At 74.9% G+C, this 22,098-nt stretch carries 20 protein-coding genes; 15 read left to right on the forward strand and 5 right to left on the reverse strand.

The genetic code is table 11. From position 1 onward, the window contains the following. Positions 1–18: 18 nt before the first annotated feature. From ACIPUC_RS28405 to ACIPUC_RS28440, 8 genes are all read left to right on the forward strand, one after another. Positions 19–1,206 carry a glycosyltransferase gene (locus tag ACIPUC_RS28405; protein ID WP_446593151.1) on the forward strand — a complete coding sequence of 396 codons (1,188 nt, stop codon included), beginning with the start codon at positions 19–21 and terminating at the stop codon, positions 1,204–1,206. Positions 1,207–1,208: 2 nt separating this feature from the next. Next, a complete protein-coding gene (locus ACIPUC_RS28410; protein WP_446593376.1) occupies positions 1,209–2,741 on the forward strand; it encodes an exopolysaccharide biosynthesis polyprenyl glycosylphosphotransferase in 1,533 nt (510 codons plus the stop codon). Then, positions 2,741–4,165 (forward strand): O-antigen ligase family protein, encoded by a 1,425-nt coding sequence (locus ACIPUC_RS28415; protein WP_446593153.1) that lies wholly within the window; start codon positions 2,741–2,743, stop codon positions 4,163–4,165. Before ACIPUC_RS28410 ends, ACIPUC_RS28415 begins: the two co-directional genes overlap by 1 nt. Positions 4,166–4,515: 350 nt before the next feature. Beyond that, the gene (gene murJ, locus ACIPUC_RS28420) at positions 4,516–6,225 is read left to right on the forward strand and encodes a murein biosynthesis integral membrane protein MurJ (protein WP_446593378.1); all 1,710 of its coding nucleotides are present in this window, start codon (positions 4,516–4,518) and stop codon (positions 6,223–6,225) included. Further along, positions 6,215–6,991, forward strand: a complete 777-nt coding sequence (locus ACIPUC_RS28425) for a polysaccharide deacetylase family protein (RefSeq protein WP_446593154.1) — start codon at positions 6,215–6,217, stop codon at positions 6,989–6,991. The genes murJ and ACIPUC_RS28425 overlap by 11 nt, the downstream gene beginning before the upstream one ends. Next, positions 6,988–8,265: a glycosyltransferase gene (locus tag ACIPUC_RS28430; RefSeq protein ID WP_446593156.1), complete on the forward strand. Its 1,278-nt coding sequence runs from the start codon at positions 6,988–6,990 to the stop codon at positions 8,263–8,265. Before ACIPUC_RS28425 ends, ACIPUC_RS28430 begins: the two co-directional genes overlap by 4 nt. Next, positions 8,262–9,089 (forward strand): lipopolysaccharide biosynthesis protein, encoded by an 828-nt coding sequence (locus tag ACIPUC_RS28435; protein WP_446593157.1) that lies wholly within the window; start codon positions 8,262–8,264, stop codon positions 9,087–9,089. The genes ACIPUC_RS28430 and ACIPUC_RS28435 overlap by 4 nt, the downstream gene beginning before the upstream one ends. Next, entirely contained in the window at positions 9,086–10,228 is a 1,143-nt protein-coding gene (locus ACIPUC_RS28440; protein WP_446593159.1) for a GNAT family N-acetyltransferase, read from the forward strand. Before ACIPUC_RS28435 ends, ACIPUC_RS28440 begins: the two co-directional genes overlap by 4 nt. A gap of 5 nt (positions 10,229–10,233) precedes the next feature. Here ACIPUC_RS28440 and ACIPUC_RS28445 read toward each other — a convergent pair whose 3' ends face one another. Together ACIPUC_RS28445 and ACIPUC_RS28450 are read right to left on the reverse strand one after the other, a co-directional pair. Beyond that, complete coding sequence (locus ACIPUC_RS28445) at positions 10,234–11,958, reverse strand: glycosyl hydrolase (protein WP_446593160.1); 1,725 nt, start codon at positions 11,956–11,958, stop codon at positions 10,234–10,236. 51 nt (positions 11,959–12,009) lie between these two features. Beyond that, positions 12,010–12,225, reverse strand: coding sequence for a hypothetical protein (locus ACIPUC_RS28450; RefSeq protein ID WP_446593162.1), 216 nt, complete (start codon positions 12,223–12,225; stop codon positions 12,010–12,012). Between the two features lie 27 nt (positions 12,226–12,252). On the opposite strand from ACIPUC_RS28450, the gene ACIPUC_RS28455 reads away from it, so the two are divergent. The 5 genes from ACIPUC_RS28455 (at position 12,253) to ACIPUC_RS28475 (ending at position 17,540) form a co-directional block, all read left to right on the forward strand. Continuing rightward, positions 12,253–13,611 carry a carboxylate--amine ligase gene (locus ACIPUC_RS28455; RefSeq protein WP_446593163.1) on the forward strand — a complete coding sequence of 453 codons (1,359 nt, stop codon included), beginning with the start codon at positions 12,253–12,255 and terminating at the stop codon, positions 13,609–13,611. A gap of 31 nt (positions 13,612–13,642) precedes the next feature. Then, a complete protein-coding gene (locus ACIPUC_RS28460; protein WP_446593379.1) occupies positions 13,643–14,908 on the forward strand; it encodes an NAD(P)-binding domain-containing protein in 1,266 nt (421 codons plus the stop codon). 45 nt (positions 14,909–14,953) lie between these two features. Continuing rightward, a complete protein-coding gene (locus ACIPUC_RS28465; protein ID WP_446593164.1) occupies positions 14,954–15,199 on the forward strand; it encodes a hypothetical protein in 246 nt (81 codons plus the stop codon). A 14-nt stretch (positions 15,200–15,213) separates the two neighbouring features. Next, entirely contained in the window at positions 15,214–17,301 is a 2,088-nt protein-coding gene (locus ACIPUC_RS28470) for a SpoIIE family protein phosphatase (protein WP_446593165.1), read from the forward strand. 71 nt (positions 17,302–17,372) lie between these two features. After that, positions 17,373–17,540 (forward strand): hypothetical protein, encoded by a 168-nt coding sequence (locus ACIPUC_RS28475; protein ID WP_362594444.1) that lies wholly within the window; start codon positions 17,373–17,375, stop codon positions 17,538–17,540. 41 nt (positions 17,541–17,581) lie between these two features. Here the strand turns inward: ACIPUC_RS28475 and ACIPUC_RS28480 are convergent, their stop codons facing one another. Next, a complete protein-coding gene (locus tag ACIPUC_RS28480) occupies positions 17,582–18,028 on the reverse strand; it encodes a DUF6299 family protein (RefSeq protein WP_446593167.1) in 447 nt (148 codons plus the stop codon). 168 nt (positions 18,029–18,196) lie between these two features. Here ACIPUC_RS28480 and ACIPUC_RS28485 point away from each other — a divergent pair, with 168 nt between their 5' ends. Together ACIPUC_RS28485 and ACIPUC_RS28490 are read left to right on the forward strand one after the other, a co-directional pair. After that, on the forward strand, positions 18,197–18,817 hold the full coding sequence (locus ACIPUC_RS28485) for a DUF4352 domain-containing protein (protein WP_446593168.1): 621 nt from the start codon (positions 18,197–18,199) through the stop codon (positions 18,815–18,817). Between the two features lie 57 nt (positions 18,818–18,874). After that, the gene (locus ACIPUC_RS28490; RefSeq protein ID WP_446593169.1) at positions 18,875–19,369 is read left to right on the forward strand and encodes a DUF5949 family protein; all 495 of its coding nucleotides are present in this window, start codon (positions 18,875–18,877) and stop codon (positions 19,367–19,369) included. Positions 19,370–19,449: 80 nt separating this feature from the next. On the opposite strand, the gene ACIPUC_RS28495 is transcribed toward ACIPUC_RS28490, so the two are convergent. Together ACIPUC_RS28495 and ACIPUC_RS28500 are read right to left on the reverse strand one after the other, a co-directional pair. Further along, on the reverse strand, positions 19,450–20,703 hold the full coding sequence (locus ACIPUC_RS28495; protein WP_446593170.1) for a cytochrome P450: 1,254 nt from the start codon (positions 20,701–20,703) through the stop codon (positions 19,450–19,452). 76 nt (positions 20,704–20,779) lie between these two features. Further along, positions 20,780–21,928 (reverse strand): low temperature requirement protein A, encoded by a 1,149-nt coding sequence (locus ACIPUC_RS28500; protein ID WP_446593171.1) that lies wholly within the window; start codon positions 21,926–21,928, stop codon positions 20,780–20,782. Between the last annotated feature and the right edge of the window lie 170 nt (positions 21,929–22,098).

The raw sequence follows: 22,098 nt of genomic DNA on the forward strand, positions 1-22,098 counted from the left end.
CGCAGGAGGCCACTCCACGTGCCCACACAGCCATGGGCGGCACTGCCCAGTACCATCCTCCACCTAGCCCAGCCCGTGGACGGCGGTGTCGCCCGGGTCGTCACCGATCTCGTGCGCGCCCAGACCGCCGCCGGCCTGCGCGCCGTCGTCGGCTGCCCGCCCGGCGGAACGCTCGCCGACGCCGCCCGGGAAGCCGGCGCCGAGGTGCTCACCTGGCGCGCCGGACGGGCCCCCGGACCCGGACTGCCCGCCGAAGTGCTCGGCGCCCGGCGGCTGCTGCGCCGCGTGCGGCCCGATCTCCTGCACGCCCACAGCGCCAAGGCCGGGCTGGCCGGGCGGCTCGCCGCCCGCGGCGCCGTCCCCACCGTCTTCCAGCCGCACGCCTGGTCCTTCGACGCCGTCGGCGGGGCCACCGGCGCACTCGCGCTGCGCTGGGAGAGGTACGCCGCCCGGTGGGCCGACCGGGTGCTCTGCGTCAGCGAGGCCGAGCGCCGCGCGGGCGAGGCCGAGGGGATCGCGGCCCGCTGGTCGGTGATCCGCAACGGCGTGGACCTCGACCACTTCCGGCCCGGCGGCCCCGACCCCGACCAGGACAAGGCCCGCGCCCGCGCCGGCCTGCCGCTGCCCGCCGCCTTCCGGGGCGACGGACCGCTCGCCGTCTGCGTGGGCCGGCTCTGCCCGCAGAAGGGGCAGGACGTCCTGCTGCGGGCCTGGCCGGAGCTGCTGGGCACCGTCCCCGGCGCCCGGCTCGCCCTCGTCGGCGACGGCCCCGACACCGAACGGCTGCGCCGCACCGCCCCCTCCGGGGTGCTCTTCGCGGGCGCCGCCCCGGACATCCGACCGTGGCTTCGGGCCGCCGATCTCGTTGTACTGCCGTCGCGGTGGGAAGGCATGGCGCTCGCCCCGCTCGAGGCCATGGCCTGCGGCCGACCGGTCCTGGTCTCCGACGTCAGCGGTGCCCGGGAAAGCCTGCCGCCCGGCCAGGGACGGCTCTGCCTGGTGCCACCGGAGGACCCGACGGCACTGGCCAAGGCCCTGGGACGGCTGCTCGCACAACCGCGGCTGCTCGCCGAACTCGGAGAGCAGGCCCGGCAGCACGCCCGGACCGACTTCGACGTGCGGCGGACCACGGACGCGGTCACCGGCCTGTACCACGAACTGCTGGGCAGGCCCCGGCCCTTGAACCAGGAGCGCATCAGCCGATGACGATGGACAGCGCACCCGCCCGGCACACCGGGCAGGGCGGCACGGGGCCCGCCGGCGGGGCCTTGGCGCCTGCGCCGAACGCAGCAGCACGCCGCGCCGCGACCGCCATCCACCCTCCGCGCGGGCCCAGGGCCGGCCAGGCCCGGCCCGCCGTACGCCCGCGGCGGGTCCGCCGCCGGGACGGGGTGCTCCCGCTGCTCACCGCCGACGCGCTGGCCGCCGTACTCACCGCGACGGCCCTGCCCGGAACCGCCCTGCCCGGCGCGGGCCTGCCGGCCGGGGCGGCCGCGCCCATCGCCGTCCTGCTCACCGTGCTGCACGCGCAGGCCGGGCTCTACCGGCCGCGGCTCGCGCCCTCGGCGCTCCTCGAACTGCCCGCGCTGGCCGGGCGGTCCGCCGTCCTGTGGTGCGGCGCCGCCGCGGTCGTCGCCGCCGTCGAGCCCGCCCGGGCCCTGAGCTGGAGCGCGCTGGTCACGGCCGTGTGCCTCCAGGTCGTACTGGCGTGCGCGGGACGCGGGTCCGTCAACCAGTTCCGCCGTCGCACCCGCCTGCGCCGGCCCGCCTCGGCCCTCGTCGTGGGACCCGGCGGTGGAGCGGGCGCGGTGGCCGCCGCCCTGCACGGCCGCCCCGAGTACGGCTTGCGCCCGGTCGGGCTCGCCGACACCGCGTCGCCCGCCGCGGGCGACACCGGCCCGCTGCCCGTGCTCACCACCCACGAGGACATCCGGCGCGCGGTCATCCAGAACTCCGTGCGGCACGCCGTGTTCACCTGCCCGCCCGAGGCCGACGAGCGCACCGCCTCCCTGGTCCGCCTCTTCCACGACCACGGCTGCCGGCTCTGGCTCGCCGACCCGGCCGGTACCGCCAAGGTCACCGGGATGCGGCTGGCGCACCCCGCCGACCAGTTGTGGGGGTACGCCGTGCAGCCCCTGCTGCCCCGGCCCGCGCGGCCGCTGGAGCGCTGGGTCAAGCGGGGCATCGACGCGGCCCTCGCGCTGGTCGCGCTGGTGGCCGCCGCGCCCGTGATGGCCGCCTGCGCGCTGGCCGTCCGCACCTGCGACGGGCCGGGGGTGATCTTCCGGCAGGAGCGGGTCGGCCTGTACGGGCGCCCCTTCACCCTGCTGAAGTTCCGTACGCTGCGCGCCGACGAGCACGAGTCCGCCACTCGCTGGACGGTCGCGGGCGACCGGCGGATGAGCCCGGTCGGGTCCTTCCTGCGCAAGTCCTCGCTGGACGAGCTGCCGCAGCTGTGGAACGTCGTACGGGGTGACATGAGCCTGGTCGGCCCGCGCCCCGAACGGCCCTTCTTCGTCGCCAAGTTCTCCACCGTGCACCCCGGCTACGAGGCCCGGCACCGGATGCCCGTCGGGATCACCGGCCTGGCGCAGATCAACGGCCTGCGCGGGGACACCTCCATCGAGGACCGGGCCCGGTTCGACAACCACTACATCGACACCTGGTCGCTGTGGCAGGACCTGTGGATCCTGGCCCGCACCGCGGCCTCCTTCTTCCGCTTCCGGCTGGGGGGCAGCTGATGAGCCTTGCGGTATCCCTGAACGGCGTCCGGCGCACCCACCGCCCCGGCGGTCCGGGGCTGCTGCGGCGGCACTGGCCGCTGCTGCCGCTCGCCGCGACCGTGCTGTTCCTGCTCGCACCGCTCCCGGCCGGGGACGCGACCGCCTCCGGGAAGGTCGGCCCGGCCGACGCGGCCTCGCTGCTGCTGGTCTTCGTCTGCGCCGTGCAGGCCCTGCGCGGGCGGGTGCGGGGGCTGACCCCGCTGGGTGTGCTCGTGCTCGGGGCGCCCGCCGTGGGGCTCGCGGTCGCGACGATGACCGCGGGGGATCCGTACGCCGCCCTGCCGGGCTTCGTGCGCTACCTCCAGGTCTTCGTACTGGTCCCGGCGGCCGTGGTGCTGCTGGTGCGCGACGCCGGGGAGTTCCGGATCGCCGCCGGGTGCTTCGTGGTCCTGGCGCTGGTGCAGGGTGCGGTGGGCGTCGTGCAGTACGCGACCCACACCGGGGCCTCGTACCAGGGCGAGGACATCCGGGCCGTGGGCACCTTCGGCCCCGGTGACGTCATGGGCATGGCCACGGTGGTCGCGTACGGGCTGGTGGTGGCGACGGCCGTCGCGCTCGCGCCGGGGCTGCCGCGGCGGGCCCGGCGGATCGCAGGGGGCTGCGCGCTGGCGTTGGTGCTGCCTCTGGTGCTGTCCTTCAGCCGGGGCGCGTGGATCGCCACGCTGGGCGCGGCGGTGCTGGTGATGCTGCTGGCCGGGATCCGGCGGGCGCTGAAGGTGCTGCTCGCGCTGGCCGCCGCCGGGGTCGTCCTGGTGGGCGGGCTCGGCGTCGGCTCGGAGATGGTCGCGGAGCGGCTGACCTCCATCACACAGGTCTCCAGCGCGCCCGACCAGTCGGTGACCGACCGCTACACGATGTGGGCCGCGGCCGGGTCGATGTGGCGGGAGCGGCCGGCGGTGGGGGTGGGGCTGAAGGGCTTCCCGGCCCACCGGGACGGGCATGCCTCGCTGGGGCTGTCCTCCGGCAGTGACACCGCGGGCGCGGGGCAGGCGTACGTCCGCCAGCCGCTGCTCTCCCCGCACAACATGTACCTGCTCATCCTGAGCGAGCAGGGGCTGATCGGGCTGACCGCGCTGGCGGGCGGCTGGGCGGCGCTGCTGGTGGCGGGCGCACGGCGGCTCGCCTCCGGCTCCGGCGGCGCGGGGCGGATCCGGGACTGCGGGCTGATCGCGACCGGCCTGTTCGTGTGGCAGCTGACCGACTTCCTGTACGCGGACATCGGCGGCCCGTCCACCGTGCTGACCGGAGTGATCATCGGCCTCGCCGCCTGGTGGGCCCTCCCCGCCCGGGGAGACGCGGATCCGGGCGGCCCGCCGCCGCTGCCCGCCGCCTCCGGCGCGGCTGTGCGGGGCCCGGTCCCCGAGGGTTCGAGCGGCCGGTGACCGACACGACGCCTTGGCGGCCCGCCTCCGGCCCTCCGGCCGGGGCGGGCCCCGCCCGTGTCCCGGACGGCCCGGACACGGCCACGCCGACGCCGGCCCCCGCCGCCTCGCCGGGCCCGTTCCGGGAGCCCGTCGTGGCCGACCCCGGCTCCCTGCCGGACCCCGCCCTCGAGCCGCTCCGGGGTCCGGTCCTGCCGGGCTCCCCGATCGGGGCCGAGCCCGGCTTCGTGCCGGATCCCGGCAGCGGGTTGCTTCGGGGTCCCGTGCTGGCCGGCCGGACAGCGGGTTCGGCGGATTCCTCGGCGGGCCGCGGTGGTGTGGCCAGGGACCGCGGGTTCGTCGCCGGGGCGGTGCCCGGTGCCGCCGGCCGGCGGGTGCGGGTGGCGGCGTACGCCGCCGGTGGCCCGGCTGCGCCCGGCGGAACGCCCGCCGCGAGTGGGAACGGACCGGCGCCGCTCGGGCGGTTCCTGGCCAAGGCCGCCGCCGTCACCGCCGGGCTGACCGCCGCCGGGGCGGTGTTCGGCCTGGTGCGGGACCAGACCATCGCGCACCTCTTCGGGGCCGGGCACGACAGCGACTCCTTCCTGATCGCCTGGACCGTGCCCGAGATGGCCTCGACGCTGCTCATCGAGGACGCCATGGCCCTGCTGATGGTGCCCGCCTTCAGCCACGCCCTGGCCCGGCGGGCGGCCAGCCGGGCCGGTCTCACCCGCAAGGAGGCCCGCGCGCAGGACCCCGTACGGCTGCTCGTGGGGGCGACGCTGCCGCGGCTGGCCGTGTTGCTGGCCGCCGTGGCCTCCGTGCTCATCGTGGCCGCACCACTGGTCGTCGCCGTACTCGCGCCCGGCCTGCCCGATCCGGAACTCGCCGTCCAGTGCACCCGGCTGACGGCCCTGACCGTCGTCTCCTTCGGCATCGCCGGATACTTCAGCGCGGCCCTGCGCGCGCACCGGTCCTTCGTGCCGCCCGCCGCGATCTACGTCTCGTACAACGTCGGCATCATCGGCACCATGTTCGCGCTGCACGCCCTGTGGGGGGTGCGGGCGGCGGCCGTCGGTGTCGCAGCCGGCGGACTGCTGATGGTCCTCGTCCAACTGCCCGCGTTCGTCCGGAACGTGGGCTTCGGACCGTCGCGGGCCAAGGGCGCCCCCCGCTGCCAGCGCGACCGCGACCGGCCCACCCTCATCGCTTTCGGGGTCATCGCCCCGGTGATCTTCTTCGCCGTGTTCCGGCAGTCGCAGGTGCTCGTCGAGCGGTTCCTCGCCGCATCCCTCCCGCCGGGCGCCATCTCGCACCTCAACTACGCGCAGAAGGTCGCGCAGATGCCGATGGTGCTCTCCCTGATGATCTGCACCGTCACCTTCCCCGTCGTCGCCCAGGCCATGGCCGGCGGGGAGCGGGAGAAGGCCCGGCGGCGCGTCGAGCAGGACCTGGCGCTGGCCTGCCTCGCCGTCCTCATGGGCACCGCCCTCGTCATCGGCTACGCGCCCCAGATCATCCAGGTCCTCTTCGAGCGCGGTGCCTTCACCCACCAGGACACCCTCGCCACCGCCTCCGTCATGCGGGTCTACGGATTCGGACTCCTCGGCCACTGCCTCGTCGGGGCACTGTCCCGGCCCTTCTTCTCGACCGCCCGGCCCACCTGGTTCCCGGCGCTCGCGATGGGCGCCGGACTGCTCGTCAACATCGTGGCCGGAGCCCTCGCCGTCGGCTGGTGGGGCACCTACGGCATCGCCGCCGCCAACGCGGCCGGCATCACCACCACCGCCGTCCTGCTGCTCACCGGCCTGGGCTCCCGGATCGTCCCCATCCAGGTCCGGCGGGTCGCGGTCAGCATCGGGCGGCTCGCGGTGTCCGCGGCCGCCGCCTGCGCCACGGGCTGGATCGCCGGGCCCATGATCCCCGACCCGATGCTCAGCGCCGCCCTCGGCTGCCTGCTGGTCCCGGCCATGTTCGGAGCCACCGGCACCGCCATACGGGCCCTCGAAGTCACCGCCCTCCCCGGTCAGATCGGCCGGTTCACCTCCCAGTTCACGCAGAGGTTCCGCAATGTCCGCTGACACCGACACGGCGCCCGCCGCCGTGGTGGTCCCCACCCGCCGGACCGCATCGCCGTGGGTCCTGATGTACCACTCGGTCGCCGAGTTCACCGACCCCGCGGAGGACCCGTACGGGATCACCGTCACCCCCCGCGCCCTGGAGGGCCAGCTGCTGTGGCTGCGCTCGCGCGGGCTGCGCGGGGTGTCGGTCGGCGAACTGCTCCGGGCCCGGTCGGCCGGACGCGCGGCCGGGCTGGTCGGGCTGACCTTCGACGACGGCTACACCGACTTCCTGACCCACGCCCTCCCGCTGCTGCGCCGCCACGGCTGCACCGCCACCCTCTTCGTGCTGCCCGGGCGGCTCGGCGTGGACAACGTGTGGGACCCGCTGGGTCCGCGCAAGTCCCTGCTCACCGCCGAGGGCATCCGCGAAGTCGCCGAGGCCGGGCAGGAGATCGGCTCGCACGGACTGCTCCACCAGGACCTCACCGCGGCCACGGACGACGTGCTCCAGCAGGAGCTGCGGGGCAGCCGCGACCTGCTGCGCGAGCTGACCGGGACGCTGCCCGAGGGGTTCTGCTACCCGTACGGACACCTCGACGCCCGGGTCGTCGCCGCCACCCGGGCCGCCGGGTACGGGTACGCGTGCGCCATCGACCCCGGACGGCTCGAAGGCCCGCACGCCCTGCCCCGTACGCACGTCAGCCAGGCCGACGGCGGCGCGCGGCTGCGGATCAAGCAGGTGCGCCACCAGGTGCGGGAGCTGCGGCGGGTGGTCCTCCCGTGAAGGCCCTGCACATCATCACCGGGCTCGGGGTCGGCGGCGCCGAGCAGCAACTGCGGCTGCTGCTGCGGCACATGCCGATGCGCTGCGACGTCCTGACGCTGACCAACCCGGGGCCGGTGGCCGAGGGGCTGCGCGCCGACGGGATCCGGGTGGTGCACCTCGGGATGCGGGGCAACCGGGACCTGGGGGCGATGCCGAGGCTGGTGAAGTTCATCCGGCGCGGCCGGTACGACCTCGTCCACACCCATCTGTACCGGGCCTGCGTGTACGGGCGCCTCGCGGCCCGGATCGCGGGCGCCGGGGCGACCGTGGCCACCGAGCACTCCCTCGGCGAGGCCGAGATCGAGGGGCGGCCGCTGTCCGGCGGGGTGCGCGCCCTGTACCTGGCCAGCGAGCGGCTGGGCGCCGCGACCGTGGCGGTCTCGGACACCGTGGCCGCCCGGCTGGAGGGGTGGGGGGTGCCGGCCGCACGGGTGCACGTCGTACCGAACGGGATCGAGTCCATCCGCTTCCGCTTCGACGAGGGCGTACGGCGCTCCACCCGGGCCCGGACCGGGCTGCCGGAGCGCGCCTTCGTCGTCGGCGGGGTCGGCCGGCTGGTGCCGGGCAAGCGGTTCGACGTCCTGGTGCGGGCCGTGGCCGCGCTGCCCGGGGCGCACCTGCTGCTGGCCGGGGACGGGCCCGAGCGCGCGGCGCTGCGGCTGCTCGCCGCCGAGCTGGGCGCGCAGAGCCGGATCCACCTGCTGGGGGAGCGGGACCCGCTGGGCGACAGCGCCGACGGCCGCACCCCGGGGATCCCGGCGCTGCTGGCCGCCATGGACGTCTTCGTCTCGCCCTCGCGGGAGGAGGCCTTCGGGCTGGCCGTGGTCGAGGCGCTGGCCGCGGGGCTGCCGGTGCTGCACGTCACCTGTCCGGCCATCGACGACCTGCCCGCCGCGCAGGCCCCCGGCGCGCGGCGCATCGGTACCGGCACGGACGAGCTGATCGCGGCCCTGCGCGGGCACATGGAGGCGGGTTCCCGGCGGCTGCCGCCGCCGCCGGTGGTCCGCCGCTACGACATCGCCCGCAGCGCGCGGCAGCTGCTGGACGTGTACGACCTCGCGCTGTCGGCTGCCGTGCCGGCTGCGCCGGGGCGGGCGGGTCCGCGTGCGGGGGCGGCGCCCTCGCCGGGGGCGCTGCCCCCAGACCCTCCCCCAGCCGCCGCTGGGGGTGCCCCCAGCGCCGCAAACGCCGACGTGGCAGGAACGAACCCCCCTTCACCCTTCAGGAAGTGAGCAGACCCATGGCCGACAGCGCCGACAAGAAGAAGCCCGAGAACACGTCAGAGAACAAGTCCGAGACGAAGCCCGAGGCGAAGCCCGGGAAGAAGTCCGAGAAGAAGTCCGACCACCGGTCCGGGAAGCGGCGGCTGCGGCTGCGGCCGCGGCTGCTGCCGCCCCCCGTCTGGTGGCCCTTGCCCGCGTGCGCCCTGCTGGGGCTGGCCGCGGGTGGGGCGTACGGGGTGCTCAAGGCCCCCGAGTACGCCGCCACCAGCTACGTCGTCGCCGTGCCGGACGACACCACGGAGCCGGCCACCGCCCTCGGCTTCGCCCAGGCCTACGCCCGTATCGCCACCAGCAGCTCCACGCTCGCCTACGCCCAGCCCCGCGCGGGCATCGGCGCGCGCCAGCTGCGGACCCAGGTGCGGGCCGAGACCTCGCCCGAGTCCCCGATGATCGCGATCACCGGTACCTCCAAGAGCCCGGCAGAGGCCGCCGACATCGCCAACGCCGTCGCCGACGCGCTGTCCCTGAGCAGCAATCAGGCCGCGAAGAACACGGGCGTGCAGCTGCTGCTGTTCAACCAGGCCGTCGCTCCCACAGACCCGGCCTCCCCGTCCGCCGCCCTCGGCGGCGCCGTCGGGATGTGCGCCGGCGGTCTCCTGGGCGGACTGTGGCTGCTGGCCCGGCCCGCCCGGCGCAAGGAGCAGGAGCAGGAGCAGGAGCCGGTGCACGCGCGGCCGCGGGTGTCCGTGGAGCACCCGGCCGTCGAGGAGTACGCATCGCTCCCCGCGCAGGGTGAGCACGCCGAGACCAAGGAGAAGGAGTCCGTCCGATGAGTTCGGGCCCCGCCGCGGCCCTGTCGGTCACGCTGTGCCGCGACCCCCGGCAGTTCGCCGCGCTGGAGGAGCCGTGGAACCGGCTCGTCCGTGCCTGTCCCACCGCGACCCCGTTCCAGAGCCACGCCTGGCTGCACTCCTGGTGGCTGTCGTACGGGAAGGACGGCCGGCTCCGGATCGTCCTCGTGCGGCGCGGCGGGGAACTGGTCGGCGCGGCCGCGCTGATGCTCGTACACCGGCCGCTGCCGCTGCTGGTGCCGCTCGGCGGTCCCATCACCGACTACTTCGACGTGCTCGTGTCCGCCGAGCACGCCGACCAGGTCGTCCCGGCGCTGGCCCGCGGGCTGCACCGGGCGGCCCGGGGCGCGGTGGTCGACCTGCGCGAGGTCCGCCCCGGGGCCGCGGCCGAGGCGCTGTACAAGTACTGGCCCGGGGTCGGCGCCCGGCTCCGCGACTCCACGTGCATGGAGCTGCCCGCGCTGCCGTTCGACGAGCTGGTCAAGCGGATGCCGGCCTCCGGTGGCCAGCGGGTCCGGGCCAAGCTCCGCAAGACCGACGCGGCCGGGATCGAGGAGCGCGAGGCCGGCGAGCAGGAAGTGCCGCGTGCCGTACGGACCCTGCTGCGGCTCCACGAGAAGCAGTGGCGCGGCCGCGGGGTGACCCCCGAGCACCTCAGGCCCCGGTTCGCCGAGCACCTGACCCGGGCCACCCGCCGGATGGTGCGTGCCGGGGAGGCCCGGCTGACGGAGTTCCGGCTGGACGGCAAGGTGGTGGCGGCCAACGTCACGCTGCTGTCGGCCGGGCTGAGCGGCGGCTACCTGTACGGCGCCGATCCGGACCTGCGCGCGCGCAAGGTGGACGTGGCGACGCTGCTGCTGCGCCACGACGCCGGGCGGGCGCTCGCCGACGGCCGCCCGGTGGTGAGCTTCCTGCGCGGCAACGAGCCGTACAAGAACCACTGGCGGCCCGAGACCGTGGTCAACCAGCGGTTCCTGCTGGCGACCAGCGCGCTCGCGCCCCTGCTGCGGCTGCACGAGTCGCAGGTGACGGGGCGCGAGCGGGCGGTGGACGCGCTGCGGGAGGCGCTGCCGGCCGCCAGGGACTGGCGGGCGCGGCTCAACGAACTGCGGGTGCGATGACCGGTCTAGAAGGGCCAGAAGCCGGAGCCCTCGCCCATGTCGACCTTGACGCAGACCGACTGCTTGCCGACCAGCTTGGAGAGCCACTCGCCGAAGTTGAGCGGTACGCACCACTCCTTGCTGTTGACCGGCGGCTTCGCCGGTTCCGGCAGCGGCTGCGGCGTCGGTCGGGAGGGCGTGGGCTCGGGCGACGGCACGGGGGTGGGGGCCGGCGCGGTCGGGATCGGGGCTTCGGAGGGTGTGGGGACCTGCGGCGTCGGCACGGCCGGCGAGGGCACGGGCGTCGGCTCGGGCACCCCGGGGGTCGGGACCAGCGGGCTCGGGGTCACCGGGGGCGTGACCTCGGGCGTGGGGACGGCAGGGCTCGGGGTCACCGGGGCCGGGATCACGGGCGAGGGCTTGGGGACCTCGGGCGTCGGGGCCTCGGAGGGGCTCGGGAGGGGCGTGGGGACCTCGGGCGTGGGCACGGCGGGAGTCGGGTCCACGGGGGTCGGGGTCGGGGTCGGGGTCGGCACGGCCGGGGTCGGGACCTGCGGGGTCGGGAGGTCCGGTGTCGGGACGGCCGGGGTCGGGACCTGCGGGGTCGGGAGGTCCGGTGTCGGGACGGCCGGGGTCGGCACGGCCGGCGTCGGGACGAGCGGCGAGGGTACGACAGGCGTCGGGACCACCGGGGTCGGGACCACCGGCGTCGGGACCACCGGGGTCGGGACCACGGGCGTGGGCACCACCGGGGTCGGGACGACCGGGCCGGGAACCTCCGGACGCAGCGCCTCGCGGAAGACCTTCGAGGACTGCGGGTTCTGCTTGCACTGCCACACGCCGTGCGGGCAGTAGTCGGTGATGGTGTGGTAGAGCGGCTTGTGCTGCTCGATCCACTTCAGCATGCGCCGCACGTACTCCGGATTGTCCCCGCGCCGGAACAGCCCCCACTCCGGGTACGAGATCTGCTTGCCGTGTGCCTTCGCGAAGTCGACGTGCTTCTGGAGCCCGTAGGGCTGGGTGATCTGGTCGTCGAAGTTCTCGCCGGGACCCTGGTCGTAGGAGTCCATTCCGATGATGTCGACGAAGTCGTCGCCCGGGTAGCACTTCGTCCAGCCGATCGCGTCCTTGCCCCTGTTGGGCGCGAAGTCGAACTTGAACTTCTGTCCGGGCACGGACCGCATCGCGGTGACGACGCGCTTCCAGTACACCTTCCAGTTCTGCGGGTCCGGCCCGCAGCGGTGGGTGTAGGTGATTCCGTTCATCTCCCAGCCGAGCACGATGACCGTGTCCGGCACGCCCAGCGCCACCAGCCGCTCGGCGAGCCGCTCGAAGTGCCGGTCGAACCGGCCCTGCGCGCCCGCCCTGATCAGCTGTGCCACCCGGTAGTCGGGCACCCGGCCCTCGTTGCGCTCCTGCATGGGGACGTTGAGGACGAACATCCGGTCGTCCGCGGCCCGGCGCCAACGGGCCCAGTCCTCCAGGAAGCCGACGTTGCCCTCGATGCCCGCCCACTGGTCGCCGGGCAGGTAGGTGTGCCCGACCCGGATCTGCTTGCCGCCGAGCCAGCGCGACAGGTACGGGATCCGGGCCACGCCGGGCGGCCCGTAGTCGAGATAGGCGCCCATGGCGATGTCCGAGCCCTGGGACCGTTCCTTCGCGGGGTCCGCGAGCGCGGCCCCGGTGGCGAGCAGTCCGGCCGCGACCGTACCGATGCAGGTGCTCGCCAGTCGGCGGCGTGGTCTGGGCATGGCGTCTCCCGAGCTTTCCTGAATCGGTGTGCTTGCCAAAGACGTTAGGCATCAGATCTGACGAATGCCCTGTCCGGTGACCGCCCCGTAGGCCATTCGCAGCTGCGCATCCTCCCCGCTTGGTCCGACTAGGTGAAAGACACCGCTGTCATGCACGCGTTTCTCAGCCATGTGCCCGCCGTTCTGCTCAGACTCGATCGCAATCCGTTCCACCACGGAACCCTCGGCGCCGTCAGATCCCTTGGCCGCCGGGGCGTGGAGGTCCATGCCGTCGTCGAGGCCGGGGGAGGTCCCATGGGACGTTCGCGCTATCTGCGGGCCGTGCACGACGGGCCGGTGGGCGGGGTGGACCCCGAGGCGCCGGAGACGCTGCTCGAGTGTCTGACCGGGGTGTCGGAGCGGATCGGCCGGCCGGCGGTGCTGGTCGCCATGGACGATCTGAGCGCGATCACGGTGTCGCGGGTCGCGCCGATGCTGACGGACCGTTTCCGGATTCCCCATCAGCCCGACAACCTGCCCGCCCGGGTGGCCGACAAGGCCGAGCTGTCGCGGCTCTGCGCGCGCTGGGACGTCCCGCACCCGGAGACGGTCATCCCGGCGAGCGGCGGCGAGGCGGCGCGGGCCGCGTGGCGGCTGGGCCTGCCGGTGGTGGCCAAGTGGAGCAGGCCCTGGCTGCTGCCGGCCGCGGCCGACGGGCTGCGCAGCACCACGCTGGTGCACACCGTCGCCGAGGCGCGGCGGCTGTACGAGCGCTCCGCCGAGGCCGGCAGCCGGCTGCTGCTGCAGCGGTTCCTGCCGGGCGGGCCGGACACCGACTGGTTCTTCCACGGGGCCTTCGCCCGGGGCGGGCGTCCGCTGCTGGCGGGATCGGGCCGCAAGGAGCTGTCGTGGCCGGTGCGGACGGGGCTGACGGCGGTGGGCCGCTGGCTGCCGGACCCCGAGGTGGAGGAGGCGGGGCTGCGGCTCGCCGAACGCCTCGGCTACCAGGGGATCCTGGACCTGGACTTCCGCCGGGACGAGCGGGGCACCTTCCGGCTGGTGGACTTCAACCCGCGTCCGGGCGCGCAGTTCCGGCTGTTCACGGACGCGGCCGGGCTGGACGTCGTACAGGCGATGTACCTGGATCTGACGGGCCAGCGGGTTCCGGAGCCCGCCGGCGGTCCGGGCCGGGTGTTCGTCGCCGAGAACTACGCGCTGCTGGCCGCGGTGCGGGGCCGCCTCGGGGCGGTGCGGGCGGTGGCCTCCGCGGGTCCGGCGGCGGCCGACCGGGTGGGCGGCGCCGCGGACCGGGGCCCGCAGGCGGCCGCCGTCCGGCGGGCCGGCCCGGAGCGGGCGACGGCGCCGGGGACGGTGACGGCGGGCCGGCCCGGGCGGCCGGCGGCGAGGGGCCGGGGCCGGGTGGAGGCCGCCTGGTTCGCCGTCGACGACCTGCTGCCGTTCCTGGCGATGCTCCTCGCCTTCCTCGGACGAGGATGCGGCAAGGGCGCCCGCGCGCTGCGGGGCGTCCCCGCTCCGCGGGGGCGGCGCACCGTCCGCGCGACCGTCCGGGCGCCCCGCCAGCGGGGGCGCGAACAGCCGCCCGCCGCGGGCGGATCCGCCTCCCGGCCCGCGCCGCCGGAGGCACCGGCGCCGGACGAGCTGGTGACCCGTTGAGCACGACAGTGGAAGGACGGCCGTGAGCCGGATGGAGGATCTCGTGGTGGTCGGCGCGGGCCCGTACGGGCTGTCGATCGCCGCGCACGCGGCGGGTGCGGGGCTCGACGTACGGCTGCTGGGGCGGCCGATGGCCTCCTGGCGCGACCACATGCCCGAGGGCATGTACCTGAAGTCGGAGCCCTGGTCCTCCAACCTGTCCGCGCCCGACGGCCGGCACACCCTGGCCGACTACTGCGCCACCCGGGGACTGGTCGCGGAACACGGCACTCCGCTGCCGATCGGCACGTTCAGCTCGTACGGGATGTGGTTCGCCCGCCATGCCGCGCCCGAGGTGGAGGAGGTGACCGTCACGGAGGTGACCCCGCAGGGTGACGGCTTCCGCGTCCGCACCGCCGAGGGACCGCCGGTCCTGACCCGTACGGTCGCCCTCGCGGTCGGGGTGATGCCGTTCGCCCACCACCCCCCGGCGCTGCGCGAGCTGCCCCCGGGCCACTACTCGCACAGCAGCGGCCACCGGGACCTGAGCCGCTTCGCCGGCCTCGAGGTCGCCGTGCTCGGAGCCGGGCAGGCGGCCCTGGAGACCGCCGCCCTGCTGGCCGAGCAGGGCGCCCGGCCGTGCCTGGTCGCCCGGCGCTCGCAGCTGAACTGGAACGCGGTGCCGCAGCCCCTGAGCCGCCCCGCGCTGCGCGCCCTGCGCGATCCGCACAGCGGGCTCGGCACCGGCTGGCGCAGCTGGGTGTGGTCGGAGCTGCCCTGGGCGGTGCGGCGGCTGCCCGCCGCCACCCGGGCGCGGATCGCGGCGACGGCGCTGGGCCCGGCCGGCGCCTGGTGGCTGCGGGACCGCTTCGAGCGGCGCGTCCCCGCCCTGCTCGGGCACCAGCTGCACCGGGCGGTCGCCGTGGGCGAGCGGACCCGGCTGGGGCTGACCACCAGGGCCGGCGAGTCCGTGGTCCTGGACACCGCGCACGTCATCGCGGCCACCGGGTTCACCCCGGACCTGGCCCGCCTGGAACTGCTCGACGCGGGGCTGCGGGCCGCGCTGGAGACCGTGTGCGACAGCGGGACGCCGGAGCTGAGCCCGGGCTTCGAGTCCTCGTGGCCCGGCCTGTTCTTCGCGGGGCTGCTGACGGCTCCCTCATTCGGCCCTTCCATGCGATTCGTGCACGGTGCGGGCTTCACGGCGGGGAGACTGGTGAGAGGGGTCCGCGAACGGCTCGGCGCGCGGGGCCCGCTGCCGGGCTCCACCGGTGGGGCCCGGTGTTCCCGGGCCGCAGCCGGGCATGCCAAGACGTAGCTGCGGTGTGATCCGCAGTGAGACCGGCGGTGAGAGGGGTCCGCGATGAGCGCGGAGCGAGCACAGGGCCGTGGCTGGGTACGGATTCCCGGCAGCCGCAGCGAACAGCCCGCGACGGCCCGGCCCCCCGGGTACGACCGCGGCCCGTACGCGACGGGGTCCCACTCCGTCCAGCCGCCGATCTACCTCTCCCTCGTCAAGCGCTGGCGGGAGGCCGGGCGCACCCTTCCGGGGCATCCTGACGAGGAGTGGGAGCGGCTGATCTCCCAGCCGTGCTGGCCCGGCCGTTAGGTGGTGTGTGTCTCGTGGCAGCGGCGGAGCGCGACCGTCCCGAGCAGGACCGGAAGACTCCCGAGACCGGGCCGGGGGAACGGCTCGCGCTGAACGGCATGGGCAGTTTCGAGTGGGACCTGAAGGCCGGCTCGCTCGCCCTGGACGAGGCCGGGATGTCGGTCTTCGACCTGGAGCCGGAGGGGTTCGACGGCACCCCGGAGGGGCTCGGGCTGCGGATCACGCCGGAGGACGGCGCCCGGCTGGCCGAGACCGTCAGGGGGGTCCTGGAGGGCGGCGCCGAGTCGTACGGGGCCTACTTCACGGTGAAGCGGCGCGACGGCCGCGACCAGTGGACGCACACCCAGGGCCGGGTGCTGCGGGACGGGGACGGGCAGCCGCGGCGGATCGTGGGGATCGTCCGGGACGCGACGGCGGAGCTCGCCCAGGCCACGATGCTGCGCAAGCTGGAGACGGCCCGGGCCCAGCAGACGACGATCGTCCAGCGGACCACGGAGGCGCTCTCGCGGGCGGTGACGGTCGACGACGTCACGGCCACGCTGACCGGGGCGGGCGCGCTGGAGCGGCTCGGCGCGGACGGGCTGGCCCTGGGGCTGGTCGAGGGCGGCACCATGAAGATCATCGCGCTGAGCGGGGAGACCCTGGAGATCCTCAGCGAGCGGCGGTTCACCCGGCTGGACGGTTCGCTGCCGCTGTCCCAGGCGGTGCTCAGCAGGCAGGCACGTTTCGTCACCTCGCTCACCGCGCTCGGTGAGGAGTTCCCGCTGCTCCGCGACTACCTGAGCCGGATCCGGTTCGACGCGGCCGCCTATCTGCCGCTGATCGCGCAGGCCCAGGCCATCGGCGGCCTGGTCCTCTTCTACCGGCGCCGCAGCGAGTTCAGCCCGGAGGAGCGCAACCTCTGCCTTGGGCTCGCGGGCATCGTGGCCCAGTCCCTCCAGCGCGCGCTCCTCTTCGACCAGGAGCGGGAGTTCGCCACGGGCCTGCAGGCCGCCATGCTGCCCCGGCGGATCCCGGAGATCACCGGCGGGGAGATCGCGGTCCGCTACCACTCCGCCTGGAGCGGGCGGGAGGTCGGCGGGGACTGGTACGACGTCATCGCGCTGCCCCGCGACCGGGTCGGCATCGTGGTGGGCGACGTACAGGGCCACGACACGCACGCGGCGGCGATCATGGGCCAGCTGCGCATCGCGCTGCGGGCGTACGCGGGCGAGGGGCATCCGCCGTCCACCGTGCTGGCGCGGGCCTCGCGCTTCCTCGCCGAACTGGACACCGAGCGCTTCGCGACCTGCATGTACGCGCAGGTGGACCTGGAGACGGGCGGGGTGCGGGCCGTGCGCGCGGGCCACCTCGGTCCGCTGATCCGGCACACGGACGGAAGGACGGGCTGGCCCAACGTGCGCGGCGGCCTGCCGCTCGGGCTGGCCTCCGTCTTCGAACAGGAGGAGTTCCCCGAGACCCGTCTCGACCTGGTGCCCGGGGAGACGCTCGTCCTGTGCACGGACGGCCTGGTGGAGGAGCCGGGCACCGCCATCACCCAGGGCATGGACGCGCTCGCCCACGCGGTCCGCAGCGGCCCGCAGGAGGCCGGGGCCCTCGCCGACCACCTCTCGGACCGGCTCTGGGAGCGCTGGGGCTCCGGGGACGACGTGGCCCTGCTGGTGCTGCGCCGGGCGCCCGACCCGGGCACCCACCGCGCCCCGCGCATCCACCAGTACATCCACCAGGCGGACCCGGAGGGGCTCTCGGAGGCCCGCTACGCCCTGCGCCAGGCGCTGCGCGACTGGGGCATGCCGGACCTCGCCGACGACGTGGAACTGGCCGCCGGGGAACTGCTGGTCAACGCCCTGCTGCACACCGACGGCGGGGCGGTGCTGACGATGGAGGTACTGCCCGAGCCGGTCCGGCGGATCCGGCTGTGGGTCAAGGACCGCTCCAGCGTGTGGCCGCGCCGGCGCACCCCGGGCGAGGCGGCCACCACGGGGCGCGGGCTGCTCCTGGTGGACGCGCTGGCGACGCACTGGGGCGTGGAGTCCCGGGGCGAGGGCAAGGCCGTCTGGTGCGAGTTCGACGCCGCCGGCAGCCCCCGGAGCGCGGGGTGACCGGGCCGTCACCCCGAGTTGTGGACGGCCCGGGGCGGGGCGATGATGCGCGGTATGGAACGGATCGTGCTGTGCGCAGGCTGAGCAAAGGCGCCGCGACGGGCATCCTGGCCCTGCTCCTGCTGGCCGCCGGAGTACCGACGGTCGTGGACTGGACGACGGGGCGGCCGCACGCGGACCCCGGGTGCCAGTCGGTGGCGTTCATGTCGATGACGGACGTCGCGCCCGAGTGCCGGTAGCGGCGGCTACCGGCCGGGCACGCCTCGGTCGGAGCGGCCGCCTAGTGGCGGACGGTCAGCCGGATCTCCTGGCGGTCCTCCGCGACCGTCTCGATGGAGCGCGGCATCAGCCCCGAGAAGTGGATCTCGTTGAGCTGGGCCTCGGCGAGCGCCGGGCCCGGGTGGACGGCCGGCGTGAACTGGAGCGTGCCGGTCGCCTCCCACTCGTGCTCCCGTCCGTCGCACCGCGCCTCGCCGCCGCCGAAGGCGACCCGCGTGCCGTCCTGGACGACGGCCGCCGCGATCTGGAGCTTCGCCCCCACGGGTGACGGGCTCGAGCAGTGGTAGGTGCCGGAAAGGGTGACCTTTCCGTCCTCGGAGATATGACCGTACGGCTGTACGGAAATTCCCTGGTCGAAAGAAGTGGCACCGGCGGGTGCGGTGAAAACCGCCGTGGCGGCCAGTGCCGACAGGGCTGCCAGGGCGATGCGGGTTCCGTGAATACCCATCGTTCCTCCGGGTGGATGCGGGTGGCGGGATTCCGTCGGAACGAATTGTGCTGGCAGTCGGCGGGCAACTCGCCGCACACGCCCGCCGGGCGTACTCGTGTCGGTGTGTGCAATTCCCCGCTCGGGCGCGTGAGACTGACCGAAATACGTCCCCGGAGGGATCCCCGCATGCGCCAGTCCGCCGCCCCCGTCCGTTTCCGTTCCGCCTTCCGCTTCCCGCGGTGCGCCGTCGTCCTCCTCCCGCTGCTGGTGGTCGGCGCCACGGCCTGCCAGAGCGCGCCCGAGGGGGCCGCCGTCGCCCCCGCCGCGGCGCCCGCCGTCGTGGTGGACGACGGGCTGCCGGCCGCCGAGGGGGCGAGCGCGCGGACCGGTGCGAAGGATGCCCGTGTGGGTGAAGCCGTACGGGTGCACGGCCAGCAGGTCGGCCGGCACCTGGAGGCGGTGCTGAGCGCGTACGTGGACCCCGCGGTCAGCGTGGAGAAGAACTTCGCCCCGCCCGCCGGCAAGCGCTGGGTGGCCGCCTCGATGTCGTTCGTCAACGTCGGCGGGGCCTCGTACGGGGCGCTCGGACGCATGTGGGCGCACGACAGCGCGGGGCAGCGCCACCCGGTGGTGCCCACCGGTGAACTGACCACCGGCAAACCCCTCGTCTTCGATTCCCTCGCGGTCGGTGAGCGGGCGGAGGGATGGGTGGTGTTCGAAATCCCGGAAAACGCTCGCATTGAGCGGCTCCAGTACCAGGACGCGAACATCCAGGCGAATTCCGGAGGGGGATTCTGGGCCGTCTAGCCCGCGCGGGTGAAAGGCCGTGAAAGGCCCGGGCGGCAGACCACTAGGGTGCGGCGCATGACTTCTACTCAAGCCGAAATCGACCGGTCCCAGCTCGGCACCCTTTCGGTGCTCGCCTGGATCGGCGACCCCTCCGAGGCCCACGACATCCCGTACCTCCTCGCCTACACCCTCGGCGACGGCCCGGGCGGCCGGGAGGCCGGCGAGGCGGCGGCCCGCGGGCTGCTGGAGGAGATCGGCCTGCCCATCGGCGACGTCGTCATGGACGGCACCCGCAACCCGGCCGCCTTCCCCGTGCAGATCCTGCTGGAGGGCAACCAGATCGCGCTCACGCTGCCCGGGATGAACGCCAAGTGCACCGCCCCCGACGAGTGGGTCGCCGCGGCGGACGAGAGCGGGCAGGCGTACTTCCTGTTCGCCACGCGCGCCTGGCCCGAGGCGGTTCCCGGCAAGCCGGTCGACGCGGAGACCCTCCAGGCGTTCGCGGGGGACGAGGCGGTGCTCACCGGCAGCGCCCACTGCGTGCTGACCGTGCGGCGCCTGAAGAAGTAGCCGCGCACCGGGCCGCGCCGCCACCACGGCTCCGGCCGCCGGGCTCCCAGCCTGCCCGGTGGCCGGTCCCGGTCCCGGCCTCAGGGCCGTTCGAAGGTGAACTTGAGCGAGCGGACCCGGTTGTCGAAGTTCGACCCCGCCAGATCGGGAAGGCCCACCGCGCGCAGCCCGACCGGCCGGGTGAGCAGTTCGCCGAAGAGCGCCTTCATCTCCACCCGGGCCAGGTGCGCGCCCAGGCAGAAGTGCGGTCCGCCGCCGCCGAATCCCAGGTGGGGATTGGGCGAGCGGGTGATGTCGAAGGCGTCGGGGTCGGGGAAGACCGCCTCGTCGCGGTTGGCGGAGGCGTAGTACAGGACCACCTTGTCGCCCGGGCGGAACAAGTGCCCGCCCAGGGTGTGTTCGGAGGCGACCGTCCGGCGGAACTGGATGATCGGCGTCGAGTGGCGGATCATCTCGTCCACCGCGCCGTCGGCGTACTTCTCGAAGTCCGAGAGCAGCAGGTCGCGTTGGCCGGGGTTGTCGGTCAGCAGGGTGAGCCCGTGCGTGATCGCGTTGCGGGTGGTCTCCACCCCGGCGACCATCAGGAGCGAGAAAAAAGCGCCGAGCTGGCGGGCGCCGAGGGCCTGGCCGTCGACGTTCGCGCAGACCAGCGCCGAGATCAGGTCGGCGGTGGGGTTCTTGCGCCGCTCCCGCCCGATGCCGGCCACCATCCGCTGCATCCGGGCCAGCGCCCGCAGGCCGCGGCCGGGCATCCGCAGGCGGGTGGCGAGACCGCGCTCCACGCCGATGTTCTCGGAGGCGTGGTTGACGCGGTCGGCGATCTCGGGGCGGTAGTGCTCCGGGATGCCCATCATGTTGCAGATGACCTCCAGGGGCAGGCGGGAGGCCACCGCCGAGACGAACTCGTCGGGCTCCTCGGCCAGTACGTCGTCCACGATGCGGGTGGCCACGGCGTGGATGTCGGCCTCGGCCGCCGCCAGCAGCCGGGGCGTGAACGCCCGTTGCACGATCTTGCGGAGCTGGGCGTGGTCGGGGCCGTCCAGATTGACCATCGAGTCCCCGAACAGGGCGCGGACCCAGCGGGCGGGCTCGGGCGTGGTCACGCCGGGGGCGCTGGCGAAGACCTTGTGCAGCCGGCTGGCCTCTTGCACCTGGGCGTGCCGGACGAGGGCCCAGTGCCCGTGCCCGGGCCCTTCCGGCACGAAGACGGGGGATTCCTGCGCCCGGAGCCGGGCGAATGCCTCCAGGCGGTGGGCGGGGGGTGCCTGCCAGAAGCCCGGCTCGGCCAGTTCCCGGCCGGGTGCCTGGCCGGGGCGTTGTGCGGGGAGCGTCATGCCCTGCCCAACGCCGCCGGGGCTGCGGGAGTGACGGCCCGGCCCGGCGCCGCTGCCCAGGAGCGGGCCTCCCCGGTCAGCGGGGGGTGCGCGTGGACAGGGTCAGGCCGACGGCGACCGTGGCCGCCGCGACCAGGCCCGCGTACAGCACCGCGTACGTACCGGTCCAGGTGCAGGCCAGGATGGCCACGGCGGAGAGCGGCAGCGTGAGCTGCTGCGCGGGGCCGCGCTTGAAGTGGCGGGAGTGCAGGAGCCACACCATCAGCAGGAAGAGCGCCGACGGGACCATGACGGAGGCGTTCGCGGCCAGCTGGGAGATGTGCGCCTTGCCGACCGCGTGCTCCACGGCGACCTCGATGCCCGCCCCGATCGCCGCGCCGGAGGCGAAGATCAGCAGGTGGCCGTATCCCCACGGGATGGCCTCGCGGTTGGAGGTCAGCCGCTCGTGCATCGGCACCGCGAAGTAGATCCACCACGCCGCGAACACGATCAGCAGCCCGCCGCCGGCGATCGGCAGCAGCTGGTCCAGCGCCTCGTGCTCGTCGAGGGCCGACTTCACCGCCACCGTGCTCGCGGCGATCGTCTCGCCCAGCACGATGATGGTGAACAGGCCGTACCGCTCCACGATGTGGTGCGCGTGCCACGGCGTCTGGTGGCCCCGCTCGGCGATCACCGGGACCAGCAGCTCAGCGGCTGCCACGGCCAGGAAGAGCCACCGCTTCCAGCCGTCCGGGGCGAACAGCAGCGCCACCCAGGCGGCCTGGCAGACCACCAGCCCCGCCGCGTACTTCAGCGCGGCCGTGCGCGCCGCCCCGCGCTCCCCGGCGGCGGCCCGCAGCCACTGGGCGGTGAGCGCCACCCGCATGATGAGGTAGCCGATGACGGCCACCGTCCAGTCGTTGTCGTCGAACGCCCGGCTCACGCCCGCCGCGTAGACGAGTACGCCCGCGATCTGGACGAGCGTCGCGATCCGGTACGGCACGTCGTCGACGTCGTAGGCGGAGGCGAACCACGTGAAGTTCATCCACGCCCACCACACACCGAAGAAGACGAAGAAGTAGCCGATCACCCCGGTGCCGGGATGGCCCTCGGCCAGCGCGTGCACCAGCCGGGCACCGGCCTGCGCGATCGCGACGACGAAGCAGAGGTCGAAGAACAGCTCCAGCGGGGTGGCCGCACGGTGGTGCTCGTCGCGGCTGCGCGCGGTCATGGGGGAGTACGCCATACCGGCCAGCAGACCAGATGCGCGCGGCTTCGGCAGGCCAGACGCGCGGCCCTCACCGTCCGGGTGCCCCCGGGCGGTCGCGCACCGCTCCGGCACCGGCCGGGCCACGCGGCCCGGACGGTGACCAACGCACTGTGGGCGGCGGGACCTTGTCCCGTCGCCCACAGTGC

This window comes from Streptomyces sp. LARHCF249 (genome assembly GCF_052871255.1).